General features: G+C 30.9%; 7 protein-coding genes. All 7 read left to right on the top strand.

Going from position 1 to position 23811, the window contains the following annotated elements:
• The first annotated feature begins 629 nt into the window (after nucleotides 1-629).
• The gene (locus GYM75_RS09425; protein ID WP_220215708.1) at nucleotides 630-3644 is read left to right on the top strand and encodes a filamentous hemagglutinin N-terminal domain-containing protein; all 3015 of its coding nucleotides are present in this window, start codon (nucleotides 630-632) and stop codon (nucleotides 3642-3644) included.
• A gap of 1067 nt (nucleotides 3645-4711) precedes the next feature.
• Nucleotides 4712-7501 (top strand): filamentous hemagglutinin N-terminal domain-containing protein, encoded by a 2790-nt coding sequence (locus GYM75_RS09420; RefSeq protein WP_220215707.1) that lies wholly within the window; start codon nucleotides 4712-4714, stop codon nucleotides 7499-7501.
• Between the two features lie 642 nt (nucleotides 7502-8143).
• Complete coding sequence (locus tag GYM75_RS09415; protein WP_220215706.1) at nucleotides 8144-10978, top strand: filamentous hemagglutinin N-terminal domain-containing protein; 2835 nt, start codon at nucleotides 8144-8146, stop codon at nucleotides 10976-10978.
• A 513-nt stretch (nucleotides 10979-11491) separates the two neighbouring features.
• A complete protein-coding gene (locus GYM75_RS09410) occupies nucleotides 11492-14077 on the top strand; it encodes a filamentous hemagglutinin N-terminal domain-containing protein (RefSeq protein ID WP_220215705.1) in 2586 nt (861 codons plus the stop codon).
• A gap of 624 nt (nucleotides 14078-14701) precedes the next feature.
• Nucleotides 14702-17296 (top strand): filamentous hemagglutinin N-terminal domain-containing protein, encoded by a 2595-nt coding sequence (locus tag GYM75_RS09405; protein ID WP_220215704.1) that lies wholly within the window; start codon nucleotides 14702-14704, stop codon nucleotides 17294-17296.
• A gap of 628 nt (nucleotides 17297-17924) precedes the next feature.
• Nucleotides 17925-20537: a filamentous hemagglutinin N-terminal domain-containing protein gene (locus GYM75_RS09400; RefSeq protein ID WP_220217306.1), complete on the top strand. Its 2613-nt coding sequence runs from the start codon at nucleotides 17925-17927 to the stop codon at nucleotides 20535-20537.
• A 320-nt stretch (nucleotides 20538-20857) separates the two neighbouring features.
• Complete coding sequence (locus GYM75_RS09395) at nucleotides 20858-23674, top strand: filamentous hemagglutinin N-terminal domain-containing protein (RefSeq protein WP_220215703.1); 2817 nt, start codon at nucleotides 20858-20860, stop codon at nucleotides 23672-23674.
• Nucleotides 23675-23811 lie beyond the last annotated feature (137 nt).

Here is a 23811-nt window from a genome sequence, read left to right as displayed (position 1 = left end):
CTTAAAAATGTAATGAAGATATTTTGAATAAACCTTTGACTGAAAGTTTATTTAAAGATTATTATATATAAGTTATGTTATCTAAACCGCATGGAAGTTATTTTTATCATTGCTTTATAAAGTGCTGATAATTCTATCAATATTGGTAAATTCGTTGTTGTTTTTTTAGTATTTATTAATAGCGGTAAATTCATAACGTTTATGAGAAAGTTAATATTAAAAAGGTTTCTATTTTGTTGATTCAGTCAACAAATTAATAGCTATATTTAATTTTACGAGTTGGTCGTGAGATTCTATTAAATTACCTTTTTAAAACTTGAATTATTCCTGTTTGATTAATCATATTTTAAGTAAGTTAGCTAGCATTAATTTATGGAAACTATCATAGATAAATACGGGCTAAGTTTCATGCAACAATGTTCCAAAAAATATTAACTATTTGTTAATAGTTCAGTAGTCATTATTTGATTGTAGTAACTAATTGATATTAGAAAATTTGTAAACCTGTAGTATTAATTTATGTTCTAGTTATTGAGTAAATTGATTTTTTATGAAATGACTGGTTTTTGAGAGAAATTCCGATCCTTTTTGAATAAAAAAGAGTGGGTATATGAAAGGTGAGACATACTATGAATAAAAATTTTTATCGCATTGTTTTTAATAAAACTCGTGGTTTGTTCGTTGTGGTATCTGAAATTGTAAAATCACATCAAGCGACAACAAGTTGCAATCGAAAAGCTAAAAAAGCTGATATTAACCAAAATTTAGATAACAATACAAAATTTAGCACATTAAAACCACTTGTATTTTTATCCTATGTTGCATTAGGTATGATAAGTATTGTTGGTACAAGCTATGCAAAAAGTATTGTGGTTGATCAGTCGGCTAATCAAAATCAACGTCCTATCGTTAAAGAGTTGCAGAATGGTACAACACAAATAAATATTACTGCACCGAGTAAAAACGGCGTGTCTCATAATAAATATACTCAATTTGATGTATCAAAAAAGGGTGTGATTCTTAATAATGCTACCGGTGGCACAAATACACAGCTAGCGGGAATTGTAAATGGTAATCCATTATTACAAAACAGTGCAAAAGTTATTTTAAATGAAGTTAATTCTAATAATATCAGTCAATTGAATGGTTACATAGAAGTCGCTGGGCAAAAAGCACAGGTGATCATCGCCAATCCAGCCGGGATCACCTGTGATGGTTGTGGGTTTATCAATGCTGATAGAGCGACGTTAACAACCGGTAAACCGATTGTAACAAATGGTAATCTAGAAGGTTATTTAGTCGAAAAAGGTCAAATTCAAATTACAGGTAATGGTCTAAATAATAGTGGACAAGATTATAGCGATCTGATCGCTCGAAGTGTCAATATCAATGCTAAATTATGGGCAAATAAGGAAATCAATGTTATCACGGGTAAAGCAAAAGTTAGCGCTGATTTAAAACATATCGATAAACAAGGCATTGATAATAACGTTGGACAACCCGAGTTTGGCATAGATGTCTCAAGATTAGGGGGCATGTATGCGGATAAAATTAGAATGGTTGGGACAGAACATGGCGTTGGTGTACGAAATAATGGTACGTTATTGGCAAATGCAGGAACATTAACTGTAACTAACGATGGCAAAGTAATTAATGCTGGTTATATCAGTTCAGCGCAAAACCTTGAATTCAAAACGACTTATGGTGGAATTGAAAACCATTCAACAATTGAAAGTTCAAAAAACATTGTATTATCCAGTAAAGCAGAAATAAAAAATGTTGATAGATTAAATGCGCAAGGTGATATCACGCTTAATGCAGAAAGTTGGGTTGGTAACCAAGGATTAATATCTTCGGGTAAACAGATTACAACAACGAGTAAAGAGTTTGATAATAGTTATTCAGCAAATATAAAAGCGCAAAATCTAAAAATTGATGCGAATATGGCAAAAAATACAGGCAATATTAACGTAAATGACACAATTAATCTGCTCGCAAATCAGTTTGAAAATAATAAAAAATTAGCTGCTAAAAAAGAAGTCACTATAAACAGTAGAAAATTCAAAAATGATTGGAAAGGCAAAATTGAATCAAATAATATCAAAATTTTTGGTGACGAATTTGTCAATTATGGTCAACTTGTTGCCGACAATAGATTAACTATGAATGTTAAAAGTATCACGAATCTTAATGAATTAGTGGGAAGAAACGAAATCAGGATTAATAGTATAGAATTTTCTAACAAAAAAGACGGAATAATAAACGCTTATGATGCGGAAGTTATAACACAAAATTTCGATTCTGATGGTACAATTTTAACTGGCGCATTGGATATATCTGCTGAAATAAACTATAACAATGGCATCAATGGCAAAATAATAGCTGATTATTTCAAGTTAATAAATCCACATAAAAGTGTTAACGAAGGTCTTATCGATGTAGGCTATTTTTATGAATTGGGTAGTGACTTTATTAATACCGCTTTTGGCAAAATAAAAGTCGGTGAATTATATGCCAATAATGATTATTTTGAAAATAAAGGTTCGGTATACTCATCCAGTAAAATAATCGTTGAAAGTAATGATTTTTACAATAATGGTCAATTTGATGCAATAAAAACTCTAAAAGTAAATCAGAATAAGAATTTTAAAAATGATTGGCAAGGAACAATCAACGCTAATTTAATTGATTTCGACCAACAGATCGTCAATGAAAGTTTTTCTAACTTTGGTTCGATACAGTCAAAAGATCAAATTAAAATTAAATCTAAGGATTTTTATAACCAAGGGAAGATATTGGCGAAACATGAATTAAGCATTCAGGGTGACAAACTAAAAAATGAGATGAATGCTTCAATAAGCGCTGACAAAATTGATCTATCCGGTACAACATTAGAAAATAAAGGTTTAATAACTGCTCAAGATTCCCTAAATATTGGGGTGAAACAGTTATATAATAAATTTAAGTTATTATCTGATGAAAATTTAGATATTAATACTTCATATTTTTCGAATGAAGGAAATGAAAGTATTGTCAAAGCTGATTTAGTGACAATATTTGCTGATAAACTGGACAATCATAGTACCTTTAATGCGACTAATGATCTACAAATCATTGTTAGCAACATCTACAATCAAGGTAGGTTTACATCAAATAATCATATTGGTATATATAGTGCAGACTTTAAAAATGATTGGGCAGCTCATGTTGATGCCGATAAACTGGATATCGCCGGTGGAAAAATGCACAACATGAACGAAATAAAAGCTAATCGATATATTACTATCAATGTTAGTGATTTTTACAATAACAAATCCTTATTTACATTTGGAAATCTAGAAATAGGCGGCACCAATTTTAAAAATGATTGGTATGGTGTAATTAAAGCTGAAAACCTAGATATTCTTTCAACTCAGTTATCGAATTATGGAAAATTTGAAACAAGTAATTTAATGAATATTGTGACAAAGAAATTTTATAATTACGGACGAGTTGATTCTGATATGCACATCTGGTTATACGCTGATTATTTTAGAAATGATTGGAAAGCCGTAATGAATGCAAATTACATTAAAACGAAAGTGACTAACATTGAAAATTATGGATCAATAAAAGGAATTATTAATGATGAAAATCAATTGTAATTCATCGTATTAAAATCGTTATCCAATTAAAATAATTCAGACCCTAGTTCTTATACTTTATATATACAAGTTAGCTAGGGTCTTTAAATTCCTATATTCAGAAAGTTATCGTTCCAAAACAAAATAGAGTATTTAACTCGCTCATCCTTCATTGATTCAATATATTATTCTCGATCTTGATGATCGCTTTTATCATACAAAACTGAATAACATCGATTTAGTTATGTTTTGTCAGACTCATCATGCTCAACTTATTGTATTACTTTTAAATTTACCAATAACAAATTGAAATATCTTTTTTATTCTTTGGAATATTATTCAAAAATGCTTACTGTTTTTAGCCACCGTGAAGTGGAAGAATACGCTTTGGTCGAAAATTGTAAATTTATAAAACAGACATAAATTTTATTTTCATCTCATTTTTTATTTTATAAAACATCATTTTTTTTGATTTAAATTAAAATTGAATTAAATACTTTCAATAATATATAAAAAACTTTGATAAAGTCTTTGACCAATTGAAAAATTAATGTTTATATAGTGAGCCTTACATTATTTACATTTTACCTAGAAATTGAATCATCATCTTACATTTCTACCAATGAAATAAACGTTATTTTCAATATTTTATCCTGATGATAATTGATTTGTTTTTAGTTTTTCCAACAATTGATAAATGTCAATATTTAGTAAAAATGAAAAATTTTGTAAATAACATAACTGTTTCGTTGATTGATTTAAATCAGCCATTTTATATACCGTTCTTACTCGTTTTAATTTTTGAATACCGAGTTAGTGAATAAACAGCTAATTCCTAAGAAATAAAATTATCGATCGCAAAAACTATTAATCTAAATATGGTTAATAGAAAATCTCCATAATTAACTGAATAATAGAATTAATTTATTTTTTTCAAGTTGTAGTAACCCATTAGTATCTCTTTTTTTGTTTAAAAGCTGATATTAATTTTTTGTTCTAATCATTTTATTTAATTTAATCAATTTTTTAATAACTAAATATGCTTTTGTTTTAAAACGTTAGCAAATAGATACAAGGTGAAAAATACTATGAATAAAAATTTTTATCGCATTATTTTTAATAAAGTTCGTGGATTATCTGTTGTGGTATCTGAAATTGTTAAATCACATCAAGTCGTGGTAAATAATAACCAAAGAACTAAAATGGCAGAAAAAAATGTAACTCGTCAAGTTCAGCCTCACACATTAAAATCGTTGGTTTTCTTGTCATATATTGCGTTAGGTATGGTTAGTATTATTGATACAAGCTACGCAAATAATATCGTTGTCGATCAAAATGCCAATCAAACTCAACGTCCAACAGTTCAAGGTTTACCAAACGGCGCAACACAAATTGATATCGCAGCACCAAGCAGTAATGGCGTATCACATAATAAATATACGCAATTTGACGTATCAAAAAATGGTGTGATTTTAAATAACTCTCCTGATGGTAGCCAAACTCAATTAGCGGGTAATATTAATGGTAATGCATCACTACAAAATAGTGCCAAAGTCATATTAAACGAAGTGAATTCGCAAAATATCAGCCAATTAAATGGTTACATCGAGGTGGCGGGTCAAAAAGCCCAAGTTGTCATCGCCAACCCGGCAGGCATAACCTGTAATGGTTGTGGTTTTATCAATGCAGACCGGGCAACCTTAACCACCGGTAAACCGATAATTGAAGATGGAAAATTGACTGGTTATCAAGTAGAAAAGGGTCAGATAGCCATTACAGGGGATGGATTAAAAAATTCAGGGCAAGATTATACTGATTTAATAGCACGCAGTGTAAATGTCAATGCCAAGTTATGGGCGAATAAAGAAATCAATATTGTGACAGGTAAAGCGAAGGTGAGTACAGACCTGACAAAGATTGAAAAAGTCGCCTCAGCCACCAATACTGAACAACCTGAATTTGCGCTGGATGTTTCAGCGTTAGGTGGAATGTATGCCGGAAAAATTAAGATGGTCGGTACTGAAGCAGGGGTAGGTGTTCGTAATAATGGGATACTTATGGCCAGTGCTGGAACGATAGATATATCAACAAATGGCAAAATTTTAAATACCGTAAGTGGTAATCTTAGTTCTGCGACAGACACCTTATTGAAGAGTGACAATATTGAAAATCATGGCACAATCATTAGTCAGAAAAATGTCATTTTAACGGGAAAAACAGAAGTAAAAAATTATGGCATTGTTAATGCTAAAGAAGACATTAATCTAAAAGCTGAAAAATTGGTTGCCAACGAAAATAGATTATTAGCAGGCAATAATCTTAGTGCAGAAAGTGAGGAATTTCTGAGTACCTGGACAGGGAATGTGAGTGCTAATAATATTACATTAAACGCAGCGCAAACCAAAAATGTGGGGAAAATTAATGCGGCTGAAAGTGTGAAAATTAAAGCATCAAGTGTTGAAAATGCTGGGAATTTATCAGCAGGAGAAAGTATTACTGTATCAAGTGAAAAAATCAAAAATGATTGGTTTGGTGTGATTCAGTCAAAAAATATAGAACTTGAAGGAACAAATCTAGAAAATTATAAAGAAATTAACGCAACTGACAACTTGATCATTAACGTTGTAGATATAAATAATATTAATACGTTAACCTCAGATAATAAATTAACGCTAGCAAGTCAGAACATTCAAAATCATTCAACAGGTCTGATTCAATCGCAAAAAGAATTATCCATAAATTCCAAAATGTTATCCAATAACGGTGTGTTAGCATCAATAGAAAATATGAATGTTATTAGTGATGATGTCTTTAATCATTGGAATGGTACAATGCAATCGAAAATCGTTGATTTAAAAGGCAATAACTTTAGAAATTATGGTGCTGTTAATGGTGTACAATCCATCGATATCGCCGTAAAAGGAATACTTTATAATCAAGGAATTCTATCATCAATTTCACCCGAACCTTCACCACATTCTGAAAGTTCAGAAACACCAAGTTTCAAAATTAATCTATCTTTTGATTCATTTAAAAATGATTGGAACGGTAAAGTTAATGCTGATCAAATAAATCTTGTGAACATTAAAACCAACAATGATCAAGTTAACGAAACGGGTGAATTTATTAATTATAACGAAATGAATGCCAATGACTTACTCAATATTGATGTTAAGAATGTTTACAATCAAGGTAAATTATTGGCAAAAAATGATTTATCTATAACGAGTGACAACTTCAAAAATGATTGGAAAGGCGAAGTACAAGCTAATAATATTACGTTGCTAGGTGCAAAATTTGACAATTACAATCAAGTTTTTGCTAATTCTGAGCTGAATGTCAATGTCGAAAACGCTTACAATCAAGCTAAGCTCTTAACTGAAGGCAAGTTATTAATTAATAGCAATAATTTCAAAAATGATTGGCTTGGTGAAATAAATTCAAATAACATTGAAATCACAGGTAATAGATTTGATAACCGTAATAAATTAATAGCGAATGATACAATGAATATTAACCTGAATGATTTTAATAACAATGGTGAATTATTGGCTAACCAACAAGTAAAAGTAGTCAGTCACAACCTAAAAAATGATTGGTTTGGTTCAATTAAAGCTGAAAATATTGATCTGAATGTTATAACAAATATGGAAAACTTTGGTGAGGTTGAAGCTGGTGATCAGTTAACTATTAATTCTAATTATACATACAACCAAGGCAATGTGATTTCGAAAAGAGAGATTAAATTAGCGGGTAATCATTTTCTCAATGATTGGCATGGTGTGATTAATGCTGAAATTATTACTGACAATTTATCTGATAAAATCGTTAATCGTGGTCTAATTAATGGAAAGTCCACTAATGCAAAAGATGAATAGATTAATTTGATCAATTAATTCTGTTTTGTTGTAAAGATAAGATCCTAGTTTACTGAAATATATCATCGATAGATAAGCTAGGATCTTAAAAATTAATCTTTTGATCTTTGTCTACTTCTCAAATCCCTTCTCATTTACTTTAATCCCCAAAAAAACGTAAAAATTTTTAAAACTGGCTTAATTGTGGCAACGATATGAATAATATGGTTATATTTAATAAAGCGGAAAATAATTTAAGCGATAAACTAATAAATTAGAAAATCTTGTTATCTAAAATTTTTAGTTAGCATAAAAATTGTTTAAATTAACAAAGAAATGTAAATGACAGATGCACAAATAAAACTTTGACTAAATACAAATTTAGTGTTTATTATACGCGAATCAAATTATCTAAATAATGTTAATTTGGTGTATCTGTTTCTTTCTGTTCTACCGATGATGATGGTTAATTAGTAAATAAATAGTCTGTTTTCATACAATTTATCATCATATCGATTTCCTTTTTGTTGCATTAACTTCTGAATATTATTTGTATTACCGTATTTAACTATTTTGTAGATTTTTTTGAAATAATCATTTGTTTAATATGATGATTCTATTTTTTACGTTTTAACAAAATAATAGGTGAAAGGTGTAAATACTATGAATAAGAATTTTTATCGCATCATTTTCAATAAAGTCCGTGGATTGTTTGTCGTTGTATCAGATATAACTAAATCGCATCAAGTCATAACCGACAATGCTAAACAAATCAAAACAGTTCATGTTAGCCCTAATCCAATCCACCACGTTCAGTTTTGCAGATTAAAACCCTTAGTCTTTATATCTTATATTGCATTAGGTTTGGTAAGTGTAGTTAACGTCAGTTATGCTAATAATATCGTTGTTGATCAAGCTGCTAGCCAATCACAGCGTCCTAATGTACACAACTTACAAAATGGTGTAACACAAATTGATATTGCAGCGCCAAGTAATAGTGGTGTCTCTCACAATAAATATAACCAATTTGATGTATCCAAAAATGGCGTCATACTCAATAATGCTACAGGAAGAACCAATACCCAATTAGCTGGCGATATTAATGGTAATAAATTATTACAAAATCGTGCAAAAGTGATTTTAAATGAAGTTAATTCTCCCAATATTAGTCAGTTAAATGGTTATATTGAAGTTGCAGGTCAAAAAGCTCAGGTTATTATCGCCAATCCTGCCGGTATAACCTGTAATGGTTGCGGTTTTATTAATGCTGATAGAGTCACACTAACGACGGGTAAACCCATTATGGATAATGGCAAATTACAGAGTTACCAAGTTGATGGCGGGCGTATTGAAATTAATGGCTATGGTTTAAAAAACTCAGGGCAAGACTACACCGATTTAATTGCACGTAGTGTCAATGTTAATGCAGAATTATGGGCAAATAACGAAATTAATGTTATCACCGGACAAGCTAAAGTAAGTGCTGATTTGAGTAAAATTGAAAAGCAAGGATTTAATAATCAAGTTGATTTGCCTGAGTTTGGATTGGACGTTTCTGCGCTAGGGGGAATGTATGCAGGTAAAATTAAAATGGTCGGTACAGAAAATGGTGTAGGGGTACGAAATGATGGGAAACTGATGGCGAGTGCCGGTACATTGAATCTTTCTGCTGATGGCAAAATTATTAATAAAGGAACGATGCAGTCCTCAGAAGGAACTGTCCTAAAGAGTCAATCTGAAATTAAAAATTTAGGCACAATCACAGCCAAAAATGACCTTAATCTTCAATCCCACACGTTAATTACCAATGAAGGAAAACTGTCTGCAAAAAATTCTCTTTCAACAAATAGTGATGAGTTTATTAGTATTTGGTCAGGTGATGTAAAAGCAAATAACATTGTGATTAATGCTAAGAAAGCAAAAAATGTGGGTAAAATGAGAGCCTATGAAAATGTCACCTTTAATGCTTCAACTGCAGAAAATAATGGCAACTTAACGGCAGGCAAACAAATTACCCTAAAAAGCGATAATATTAAAAATGATTGGCAAGGGATTATTAACGCTAAAAATATTAACTTGAATGGGAAAAATTTTGAAAATTATGGCGAAGTTAATTCTGCTGAAAACCTAGTGATTTCGATAGAAAATTTAAATAATATCAATAAATTACTCTCTGATGAGCAATTGTTGTTAAAAGGAACCAACATTACTAATAGCGATACGGGATTGATCAAAGCTGAGGACAAAGTTTCAATAGTTGCAAAGAACATCATCAATGATGGCACAATCAGTAGTGACTCAGTATTCTTAGGGGAAGGAGAAGTTGGAAAAGTTGTGAATACTTGGCGAGCAAAAATAAATGCTAATCAATTAGTTGATATTCAAGCTAATCAATTTGAGAATTCTGGACAGATAAAGGCGGATAATGGATCAATGGTATTACAAGATTATATGTATAACCAAGGTCAAATTACGCTAAATAACAATTTCAATTTATCTATTAAAGATTTTAAAAATGATTGGAATGGCAAATTAGCCAGTAATTATATGAATATCAACAAAACGAAATCGGATTCTACTATCACTAATTATGGTGTCATCAATGCTGATAATTTAAATATTTTGAATAATAATGTTTATAATTATGGTCAACTTTTAGTTAATCAGACTTTATCTGTAGTGAACAATACCTTTGTAAATAGTTGGCAAGGTCTTATCAAATCTGATGAGGTGGATATAAATACGCGTAATTTTGAAAATCATAATGAACTCAAAGCGGGTCAATTACTGTCAGTAAATAGCAATAACCAGTTTTATAATCAAGGAAAATTATTTGCCAATAAACAGATTATTTTAAAAGGCAATGAAGTTAAAAATGACTGGAAAGGTGAAATCAAAGCCGATTTAATTTCTATGGATATCAATAAGTTGGATAATTACAATGAAATTAATGCATCAAATTCATCGGTGATTAAGGTGAAAAACGGCTATAACCAAGGGAAAATTTTGGCATCAGAAAAATTGGCAATAAAAACTGATAACTTTAAAAATGATTGGAAAGGCGAAATCAATGCTAACCAAATCGAAATTAAAGGTGGAAATATTGATAACCGAAATTTCGTAAAAGCCAATAATGATTTCAAATTAAATGTAAGTAGTTTATACAATAATGGTCAGTTACTGGCTAAAAATAAAATACAGTTAACCAGTAGAAACTTTCACAATGATTGGTTTGGTTGGATAGCATCAGAAACCATTGATTTAAATATTGATTATAATTTTAAAAATTATGGAACGTTATCTGTCAATAATTCAATCAGTATACTTGCTAACCTCATCTATAACGAAGGAAAAATAACTTCAGATGATTATATCAAGTTAACAGCTAGGACATTAACCAACGATAGCCATGGAATAATTAATGCAAAATATATTGAATCTAAATTAGCCTATATTAACAACATTGGCGTGATCAATGGTATTTTCGTTAATCAATAAAATGAATGACAGCATGGTATAATTGTAAAAATTACTCACCTGGTTTACCAAACGTTATTTATCGTTTGATAAACCAGGTTATTAAGATTCAATTATTTTGCATGTTATCTACATTCATTTCTCACCTCTAATCCATCCTACTAAAAGATATCAATATAAGTCTTCGATTTTTATCATTTTGAAAACAAAATTTTACTTACAATTCGTTGGGCAAAATTCTTTGACTAAATGAAAATTAAAAGTTTAATATATAAACATTAAGTTATCTAAACTATATAAAAATTTATTTTTTATCGATAACTTAATAAAGATTTTTATCGCTATGTAAGCAATTTGTGTATTTTTTAAAAGTGCTAACCCTGTCGTAGCCGTTTTAGTTAAATTGGTTTTAAATTTTTAAATGTATTATCTGATTCTGAATTTATTTTGGAAAATGTGCTGTACATAATTTAATGTTTAATCCTTGATATGAATAATTACGGCTATTAACAAAAAGATGAAAGGTAAATTATTATGAATAAAGGTTTTTATCGTATTGTTTTTAATCGAGTTCGAGGGATGTTTGTTGTTGTGTCTGATATTGCCCAATCAAATCACGTTGTAGTCAGCAAGGGGCAGCAAGGCAAGTGTATTCATATCAAAAATGATTCAATGAAGACTGCTCAATCTTATCTATTAAAGCCGTTAGTTTTTTTATCCTATGTAGCATTAGGGCTGGTTAGTATGACTGGCGTCAGTTACGCAAATAATATCGTTGTCGATCAAAAAGCCAATCAAGCTCACCAACCAACAATTCAAGGTTTACCAAACGGTGTGACACAAATCGATATTGCCGCACCAACAAAAGGGGGGGTATCCCATAATAAATATACACAATTTGACGTTTCAAAAAACGGTGTCATTTTGAATAACTCCCCAAACGGCAGTAAGACGCAATTAGCGGGTAATATTAATGGTAATGCATCACTGCAAAATAGCGCCAAAGTCATATTGAACGAAGTGAATTCACAAAATATCAGCCAATTAAATGGTTATATCGAAGTTGCAGGTCAAAAAGCTCAAGTTGTCATCGCCAATCCGGCAGGCATAACCTGTAATGGTTGTGGTTTTATCAATGCAGACCGGGCAACCTTAACCACCGGTAAACCGATAATGGAAGATGGAAAATTGATGGGTTATCAAGTGGAAAAGGGGCAGATAGCCATTACAGGGGAAGGGTTAAAAAAATCAGGTCAGGATTATACCGATTTAATCGCACGCAGTGTCAGTGTTAATGCTGAGTTATGGGCGAATAAAGAAATTAATATTGTGACAGGTAAAGCGAAGGTGAGTGCGGACCTGACAAAGATTGAAAAAGTCGCCTCAGCCACCAATACCGAACAGCCTGAATTTGCAGTGGATGTTTCAGCATTAGGCGGAATGTATGCCGGAAAAATTAAGATGGTGGGTACTGAAGCAGGGGTAGGTGTTCGTAACAATGGGACAATCATGGCAAGTGCGGGAACGTTGAATATCTCGGCGGATGGTAAAATTTTAAATAATGTGGGGGGTAATTTTAAGGCAACACAAGATATCTCACTAAACAGTCAACATATAGAAAATCATGGCACGATTGCCAGTCAAAAAAGTGTCAGCTTAACGGGAAAAACAGACGTAAAAAATTATGGCACAATAGAAGCAAAAGAAGACATCCAACTTAAAGCTAAAACATTGGTTGCCAATGAAAATAAATTATCAGCAGGAAAAAATCTTAGTGCAGAAAGTGATGAATTTCTGAGTACCTGGACAGGGAATGTGAACGCTAAGAATATTACATTAAATGCAATGCACACTAAAAATGTGGGCAAAATGAATGCGGTTGAAAAGGTGGAAATTAAAGCATCATATGCCGAAAATGCGGGTGATTTATCAGCAGGAGAAAGCGTTACTGTATCGAGTGATAAAATCAAAAATGATTGGTTTGGTGTGATTCAGTCGAAAAATATTACTTTAGAAGGGAAAGATTTTGAGAATTATAGTGAAGTGAATGCCAAAGATAATTTAAGCATTATTGCTGATGTTCTGAACGTAAATAAACTGATATCTGAAAAGGAAATATCGGTCGAAAATGAAAATAATATTATCAATAAGGATACAGGCTTAATTCAAGCTGGAGAAGCTGTTTCATTATCTGGAACAAATATAGTTAATGAAGGTAATATTAAAAGTTCATCGGTGGGTATAGGTAAAGGACATGTCGGAACAGTGGTTAATACTTGGCGTGGAAAAATAGAAGCCGATCAAGTTGTTTCCATAATAACAAATCAATTTGATAATTGGGGATTGGTAAGTGGTGATGGTGGATATATTGTATCGTATGGGAAAATGTATAACCAAGGTCAAATAGCGATAAAATCAAATTTACATTTTAAACATAGTGAATTTAAAAATGATTGGAACGGTAAACTATCTTTCAACTATGCTATGATTGAGCCTAGTTCTAATTATTTTGATACTGCTATTACCAACTATGGTCTAATAGAGGCTGATGCGATGGGTTTGATTAGTAATAGTTTACATAATTATGGGAAAATCTTAGTGACTAATTTGCATTTAACAGGTAGTAATTTTGTAAATAGCTGGCAAGGTCTAATAAAGGCTAATGAAATATATACTAATTTTGTAAATTTTAGAAATTACAATGAAATCACTGCCGCTAACAATTTAACGATTCAAGTTACAGATGGCTATAACCAAGGAAAAATTCTCTCATCAGGAGAATTAGATATAATGAGTAACAACTTTAAAAATGACTGGCAGGGTGAAATGAGTGCCAACACGATTAAAATAGCAGGACAAAAAAATGAAGAAGGAATAATTGAAGGACGATTTGATAATCGAAAAACCATTCATGCTAATGATACATTGATGATAGACACAATCGAATTTTACAATAATGGAGAGTTATTTGCCCAAAATAAAATAGATGTTGTCAGTCAAAATTTTAAAAATGATTGGTTTGGCGTTATCGATACCAAACACCTTGTTTTTAAAGTTAAAAATGGGGTTGAAAATTATGGAAAAATCAAAGCAGATGAATTATTAGAAATAAGTGATTAATATTCATCAAAGATTAACGACTATAACAGTAACAAATAAAAGTTTATATCGTTAAAATTATCTTTCTGGTTTATCGGTTATGATTCAATAATGGGTAAACCAGTATTAAGTTCTTTCAAATCGAAGAACTTATTAAATTGTGTTTCGTATTAATAGATTAAAAATTTTATCGATCAATTATATTCATTAAATTTTAACGCAGCAAAGTCGGCACTATTTTTGATTAATGGATGAAAGTAAAGCTATCTAATATTCCCTGTTTAAAATACAATCAATTCAATAGCTAAAGCACCCAAAATCCCCAAATTGACAAAAATATTAATAAATTCTTTGACTAAATATAATACTAAATTTTAATATACAAACATTAAGTTATCTAAACAATATAAAAGCTTTATTTTTTATCGATAACTTAATAAAGGTTTTTATCGTTATGTAAGTAATTTGTGTGTTTTTTAAAAGTGCTAACCCTGTCGTAGCCGTTTTAGTTAAATTGGTTTTAAATTTTTAAATGTATTATCTGATTCTGAATTTATTTTGGAAAATGTGCTGTACATAATTTAATGTTTAATCCTTGATATGAATAATTACGGCTATTAACAAAAAGATGAAAGGTAAATTATTATGAATAAAGGTTTTTATCGTATTGTTTTTAATCGAGTTCGAGGGATGTTTGTTGTTGTGTCTGATATTGCCCAATCAAATCACGTTGTAGTCAGCAAGGGGCAGCAAGGCAAGTGTATTCATATCAAAAATGATTCAATGAAGACTGCTCAATCTTATCTATTAAAACCGTTAGTTTTTTTATCCTATGTAGCATTAGGGCTGGTTAGTATGACTGGCGTCAGTTACGCAAATAATATCGTTGTCGATCAAAAAGCCAATCAAGCTCACCAACCAACAATTCAAGGTTTACCAAACGGCGTGACACAAATCGATATTGCCGCACCAACAAAAGGGGGCGTATCCCATAATAAATATACGCAATTTGACGTTTCAAAAAACGGTGTCATTTTGAATAACTCCCCAAACGGCAGTAAAACGCAATTAGCGGGTAATATTAATGGTAATGCATCACTGCAAAATAGCGCCAAAGTTATATTGAACGAAGTGAATTCACAAAATATCAGCCAATTAAATGGTTATATCGAAGTGGCGGGTCAAAAAGCTCAAGTTGTCATCGCCAATCCGGCAGGCATAACCTGTAATGGTTGTGGTTTTATTAATGCAGACCGGGCAACCTTAACGACGGGTAAACCGATAATAGAAGATGGAAAATTGATGGGTTATCAAGTAGAAAGGGGGAAGATAGCCATTACAGGGGAAGGGTTAAAAAATTCAGGGCAGGATTATACCGATTTAATCGCACGCAGTGTCAGTGTTAATGCTGAGTTATGGGCGAATAAAGAAATTAATATTGTGACAGGTAAAGCGAAGGTGAGTGCAGACCTGACGAAGGTTGAAAAAGTCGCCTCAGCCACCAATACCGAACAACCTGAATTTGCACTGGATGTTTCAGCATTAGGTGGAATGTATGCCGGAAAAATTAAGATGGTGGGCACCGAAACCGGCGTGGGTGTGCGTAACAATGGGACAATCATGGCAAGTGCGGGAACGTTGAATATCTCGGCGGATGGTAAAATTTTAAATAATGTGGGGGGTAATTTTAAGGCAACACAAGATATCTCACTAAACAGTCAACATATAGAAAATCATGGCACGATTGCCAGTCAAAAAAGTGTCAGCTTAACGGGAAAAACAGACGTAAAAAATTATGGCACAATAGAAGCAAAAGAAGACATCCAACTTAAAGCTAAAGCATTGGTAGCCAATGAAAATAGATTATCAGCAGGAAAAAATCTTAGTGCAGAAAGTGATGAATTTCTGAGTACCTGGACAGGGAATGTGAACGCTAAAAATATTACATTAAATGCAATGCACACCAAAAATGTGGGCAAAATGAATGCGGTTGAAAAGGTGGAAATTAAAGCATCATATGCCGAAAATGCGGGTGACTTATCAGCAGGAGAAAGCGTTACTGTATCGAGTGATAAAATCAAAAATGATTGGTTTGGCGTGATTCAGTCGAAAAATATTACTTTAGAAGGGAAAGATTTTGAGAATTATAGTGAAGTGAATGCCAAGGATAAATTAAGCATTATTGCTGATGTTCTGAACGTAAATAAACTGATATCTGAAAATGAAATATCGGTCGAAAATGAAAATAATATTATCAATAAGGATACAGGCTTAATTCAAGCTGGAGAAGTTGTTTCATTATCTGGAAAGAATATAGTTAATGAAGGTAATATTAAAAGCTCATCTGTAGGTTTAGGTGCCGGACATGTTGGAACCGTGGTTAATACTTGGCGTGGAAAAATAGAAGCCGATCAATTTGTTTCCATAAGAGCAGATCAATTTGATAATTGGGGATTGGTAAGTGGTGATGGTGGACATATTGTATCGTATGGGAAAATGTATAACCAAGGTCAAATTGCGATAAAATCAAATTTACATTTTAAATATCATCAATTTAAAAATGATTGGAACGGTAAACTATCTTTCGATTATGCTACGATTGAGCCTAGTTCTGTTAATTTTGATAATGATATTACCAACTATGGTCTAATAGAGGTTGGTACGATGAATGTGATTACTAATAATTTTTACAATTATGGTAAAATTTCAGCGACTCATTTATATTTATCAGGTTTATCAGGCAGTAATTTTGTAAATAATTGGCAAGGTCTAATAAAGGCTAATGAAATATATACTAATTTTGTAAATTTTAGAAATTACAATGAAATCACTGCCGCTAACAATTTAACGATTCAAGTTACAGATGGCTATAACCAAGGAAAAATTCTCTCATCAGGAGAATTAGATATAATGAGTAACAACTTTAAAAATGACTGGCAGGGTGAAATGAGTGCCAACACGATTAAAATAGCAGGACAAAAAAATGAAGAAGGAATAATTGAAGGACGATTTGATAATCGAAAAACCATTCATGCTAATGATACATTGATGATAGACACAATCGAATTTTACAATAATGGAGAGTTATTTGCCCAAAATAAAATAGATGTTGTCAGTCAAAATTTTAAAAATGATTGGTTTGGCGTTATCGATACCAAACACCTTGTTTTTAAAGTTAAAAATGGGGTTGAAAATTATGGAAAAATCAAAGCAGATGAATTATTAGAAATAAGTGATTAATATTCATCAAAGATTAACGACTATAACAGTAACAAATAAAAGTTTATATCGTTAAAATTATCTTTCTGGTTTATCGGTTATGATTCAATAATGGGTAAACCAGTATTAAGTTCTTTCAAATCGAAGAACTTATTAAATTGTGTTTCGTATTAATAGATTAAAAATTTTATCGATCAATTATATTCATTAAATTTTAACGTAGCAAAGTCGGCACTATTTTTGATTAATGGATGAAAGTAAAGCTATCTAATATTCCCTGTTTAAAATATAATTAATTTAATAGTTAAAGTACCAAAAATACCAAAATTGACAAAAATATTAATAAATTCTTTGACTAAATATAACACTAAATTTTATTATACAAATATTAAGTTATCTAAACAATATAAAAAGATTTATTCTTGTTGCTAACTTAATGATAGTCTCTAATCATTATGCAAGCAATTTGTAGTAATTGTCCCAAACGTGTAAACCATATCGCAGTCGTTTTAGTTATATTAATTTCAAACTTTTTTGTGTTGTCTGATGTTGAAGTGATTTTAGAAAGTTTGTTGTACATTATTTAATGTTTAACCTTAGTATGATTGATTACGGCTATTAAGAAATAGATGAAAGGTGAAATAATTCTATGAATAAAGATTTTTATCGTATTATTTTCAATCGGGTTCGAGGGTTGTTCATTGTTGTATCTGATATTGCTCAATCAAATCAAGTTGTGGTTAGCAAACATCTGCAAGCAAAGAGCATTCACGTCAAGGATGATTCAATCAAAACTACTCAATCTTATGTATTAAAGCCGTTAGTTTTTTTATCCTATGTAGCATTAGGGCTGGTTAGTATGACTGGCGTCAGTTACGCAAATAATATCGTTGTCGATCAAAAAGCCAATCAAGCTCAACAACCAACAATTCAAGGTTTACCAAACGGCGTGACACAAATCGATATTGCCGCACCAACAAAAGGGGGCGTATCCCACAATAAATATACGCAATTTGACGTTTCAAAAAACGGTGTCATTTTGAATAACTCCCCAAACGGCAGTAAAACGCAATTAGCGGGTAATATTAATGGTAATGCATCACTGCAAAATAGTGCCAAAGTTATATTGAACGAAGTGAATTCACAAAATATCAGCCAATTAAATGGTTATATCGAAGTGGCGGGTCAAAAAGCTCAAGTTGTCATCGCCAATCCGGCAGGCATAACCTGTAATGGTTGTGGTTTTATTAATGCAGACCGGGCAACCTTAACGACGGGTAAACCGATAATAGAAGATGGAAAATTGATGGGTTATCAAGTAGAAAGGGGGAAGATAGCCATTACAGGGGAAGGGTTAAAAAATTCAGGGCAGGATTATACCGATTTAATCGCACGCAGTGTCAGTGTTAATGCTGAGTTATGGGCGAATAAAGAAATTAATATTGTGACAGGTAAAGCGAAGGTGAGTGCAGACCTGACGAAGGTTGAAAAAGTCGCCTCAGCCACCAATACCGAACAACCTGAATTTGCACTGGATGTTTCAGCATTAGGTGGAATGTATGCCGGAAAAATTAAGATGGTGGGCACCGAAACCGGCGTGGGTGTACGTAACAATGGGACAATCATGGCAAGTGCGGGAACGTTGAATATCTCGGCGGATGGTAAAATTTTAAATAATGCTGGAGGGAAGCTCAAAGCCAAACAAGATATCTCGCTAAAAGGTAAAAGCATTGTAAATCATGGCAAAATTGCTAGTCAAAAAAATGTCAATTTAGCAGGAAAAAATATTGAAAATTATGGTGAAGTTAATGCTAAAGAGCAATTAAACATTGTTGCTAATGATGTTAATAATTTAAATAAGCTCACATCTGAAAAAAATATATTAGTCCAAAGTGATAATATTACTAATAAGGAAACAGGTTCGATAGAAGCTAAAGAAAATATTTTTTTAAAGGGAAACGATATTATAAATGATGGTACCGTAAAGTCGAACTTGATAAGTTTAGGCGATTATGATGAATCCAAATTAGTCAATACGTGGCAAGGTAAGTTGATTGCAGGTGAGCTAATAAAAGTTTTGGGTAAGCAATTTTTTAATTATGGTTTAATTAATGGTGATTCTGCCAATATCATATTAAAAGATCTTATGAATAATCAGGGTAATATCTTATTAAGGAAGGGGATAGAACTATTATCTAAGGAATTTATCAACGATAAGAATGGTAAGTTACAAAGTCAATTTCTAAAAATTGATAATAATGATAAAAACTCAAAATTCTTCAATTATGGTTCCATTAATAATGAAAATATATTTGTAAAAATTGGTAAAATTTATAACTATGGCCAAGTGTTAGTTAAAGATATGATTTTTTTAGACACTTCCATGCTTGAAAACAATAGTAAAGGGATAATAAAATCCGATAAAGTCTTTTTATTTTCTTTAAAACTCTATAATTTTAATGAAATTCTTGCTGAAGAATTGCTTCAAATTAACTCATTAGAGTTGTTGTATAACCAAGGTAAATTATATTCTAACGATACATTATCTATACTAAGTTATAATTTTAAAAATGATTCACAAGGAAAAGTTAAAGCCAATCAAATAATTTTTAATGGTGTCTTAGTGACTGATAAAAATAAATTTGAAGAGAATGAATTCGATTATCAAAGTAGCTCTACCGGCAAAAAAGATTTAAAATTTAATATTGATGATTTATACAATCAAGCAAAAGCAATGTCATTAGAAAGACTAAAAGCTAAAGGAGATAACTTCAAAAATGATTGGCAAACAGATACAAACTCAACCAAAACTGAAACAAAAGAGATAAAAACTGATAATAAAAAAGAGATAAAACCAAATGATAAAATAATAATAAATCCTAATGAAATTAAATATAATGGTCAATCATTAACTCAAAATGTGATAATGATTGATAATAAAAATTCAAACAGTGAAAAGTTGGGTATCCTAAGGTCACACCAGCTTGAATCCACTTTTGATTATGGAATGGAAAATTTGGATACGATCAAGAAGACAGATTTACACTCAGGCATTAATAATTCGCAATCTACAATTGATCATTCAGTTTCTAATCTGTTCCAGAATTTAAACAATAATACATTTATCAATGATGATCTAAATTTAAATAAAGCAAAAATGATAATATCCAACATTACTGATATGATTATTTTCTCTCTAATTAAAAGTAATAGTGTCAGTACCAAAATGGATAATCAGCCCAGTGAACTTTCTCATCCATAGAATAGTTCACTGATTATAAATCAGAACCTAATTTAGGTAGTAATAAATCACAGACTAAATTAGGTTCGATAAATTCAAGATTTTTTATACCGACCTCAAATTATTTAATGTAATTTTTTTAAATTTTTTCAGTTAAATTAGTATTAATAATTGTTATAAATTCAATTAGTAATGTTAAAACCATAAAATTCTCTATTTCGTTGTAATAGTTCTTGTTTATTTATTGATCTATATGTTTCTTTATGTTTCTTAGGCAGTTATGTTTTTAATTAGCTGTATATAACTTAATGCATTAACAATTGATGAAAGGTGGAAATAAAATGAATAGAAATTTATATAGAATTATTTTTAATAAAGCTCGAAATTTATTTATTGTTGTATCCGAACTGGTTAAATCGCATCAAATGGTGGCAAGTAATAAAAATAAAGTTGAAATTATTCATCAAAAACACGACTCAATTTACCCAACAAAATCCTTCAAAATAAAGCCATTAATATTTATATCGTATATCGCATTGGGAATGGTTAGTCTGATTGACAGCAGTTATGCTAACAATATTGTCGCAGACAAATCAGCCAATCGTAATCAACGTCCTGATGTTTATCAACTTTCTAACGGAACCTATGTAAGTAATATTGCTACTCCATCGAGTAGTGGGGTTTCACATAATAAATATACTCAATTTGATGTAGCCAAAAATGGTGTCATTTTAAATAATTCCCCAGACGGTAGCAAAACGCAATTAGCGGGTTATCTTAGTGGTAATGCATTAATCAAACAAAGTGCTAAAGTCATTTTGAATGAAGTCAATTCACCTAATATTAGTCAGTTGAATGGATACATTGAAGTAGCTGGTCAAAAAGCACAAGTAATCATTGCCAATCCAGCGGGTATAACCTGTAATGGATGTGGTTTTATCAATGCTGACCGAGCAACCTTAACAACCGGTAAACCGCTAGTAAAAGACGGTAAATTGACTGGGTATCAAGTTGAACGTGGACATATTTATGTTACCGGGCAAGGCTTAAAAAATACCGGGCAAGATTATACGGATATCATTGCTCGAAGTGTAAAAATTAATGCTGAATTATGGGCTAATAAAGAAATCAATGTGATAGCAGGTCAAAATAATGTCGGTACAGATTTAAGCTTTACTGAGAATAAAAAAGATAATATTTATGAAGATAAATATAATTTTGGTATTGATGTATCTGCGTTAGGTGGTATGTATGCTGGTAAAATTACATTGAGTGCAAATGAACAAGGTGTCGGTGTACGTAATTCAGGAACATTGGGTGTAAGCGCTGGAGACCTTAACATTAATACCAAAGGTATGATTGTTAATAACCATTATATATCGGCAAAGGGTTCAATCAATGTTAATAGTTCTGCATTTGAAAATAATATGACCATCACCAGTGGAAAAAATCTTAATATAAAAAGTCATGAGGTAAACAATTTTGGTAAGATTTCCGCCGGAGAACAATTCACTGCTGATAGCTCTACTATAATAAATACCAATAACATCAAATCAAAAAACGTTCAATTAAAAGAAGTTAAACAATTTAAAAATTATGGTGTTATTGAAGCAAGTAATGATTTAAATATAAAGGCTGGAACGATACATAATGCAAATAAAATATTGGCGGAAAAGAATATTGCCATATCTAGTTCCTCATTATTCAATGATAAACAAAGTTTGATTCAATCAAATACTCAAAATATTAGTTTAGATTCTAATAATTTTGAAAATCAAGGCACGATTAAGTCATATCATCTTTATGTAAATAGTCAACATTTTATAAATCAAAGTACTGGAAATATAGAAATTGGTAAATATATCGGTTTAAAGGGTTCGACATTTGATAATTATGGTTTAGTTAAGTCTTCACTTGATTTAGAAAGTTCGGTAAATTACTTAAATAATTATGGAAAACTCTCATCCGATCGCATTAAAATCGATGCTAGTGAATTTAAAAATGCTGGAAAAGGTGAGTTATTCGCTAATGCGATATCTTTATCAAGTTCTAATTTCGAAAATCACAATTATATAAACGCGACAAAAATTCTGAATCTTACGGTGAAAGATAACTTTTATAATCAAGGCATTTTGAGCGCTAAAGAAAAGTTGAATTTTTCGACTTATAAACTTAAAAATGACTGGAATGGTACGATTGTTGCTAACGAAATATCAATTTCTTCAAGTCAAAAACTTGAAAATCATAATTTAATTGAAGGGTTAAGTAACTTAACAATTAACGCTAATGATTTATATAACCAAGGGAAACTAAATTCTTTTGGAGAAATCTTTTTTAAAGGTCTCAACTTTAAAAATGACTGGAATGGTAGGGTTAGTGCTAAAAAAATATCACTTTCAAGTGAAAAACTCGAAAATCACAACTCTATTAGTGCAATTAATGATTTAGCTATTACCGCTACTAATTTATATAACCAAGGCGATTTATCATCTGATAATTCAGTGTTGATAAGTCAAGGTTATTTCAAAAATGATTGGAATGGATTCGTTAAAGGTAAGAATATCACGATTACTGGACAAAATTTAGAAAACCATAATCAAGTTAATGCAGAAAAGTTATTAAGTATAAATTCAATAAAAGTTTATAATCAAGGAACATTAGCTTCTAAACAAACCTTAGATACAAATTCAAATTATTTAAAAAATGATTGGAAAGGGCAAATGCAAGGCTATGATATCAATATTTCAGGAGAAAAGTTTGAAAATCATAATATTGTCGATGTATACAAAACAATGTCTATAAAATCTAAGGATGTTTATAATCAAGGAAAACTTATTTCTGAACATTTTATAGATTTTACCCCAACTAAACTATTTAATGATTGGAAAGGTGAAATAATTGCTAGACAAGGCGTAAATTTTGCCGGTAAAGAACTTGAAAATCATAATTTTATTAAGTCTAGTGATACAATAAATATTAACGCTGATAAAGTTTATAATCAGGGGCAAATAATTGCCAATAATAAAATGTTTTTAAAAGCGAAAAAAGTTAATAATGATTGGAACGGTAAAATTTATAGTAATACAATTCATATTAAAGTTCCTGAACTAATCAATGGTGGCTTTATTATTGGAGATATAAAACATGACGAATTTTAAGTGAATCATTGAATTGCTTATTTAACTAGAAATAACTACGATCCTAGCTTATAGATAATATAAATAGGATCGTAGTTAACTATTTATTAAATTATAAATAGTTTTTAAATCTATATTCTTTTAATAATGATTAATTT

Source organism: Gilliamella sp. ESL0441 (assembly GCF_019469185.1).
Taxonomy (GTDB): Bacteria; Pseudomonadota; Gammaproteobacteria; order Enterobacterales; family Orbaceae; genus Gilliamella.
Note: the sequence above shows the minus strand (reverse complement) of the source record. Positions and strands in the feature narration are given on the sequence as shown.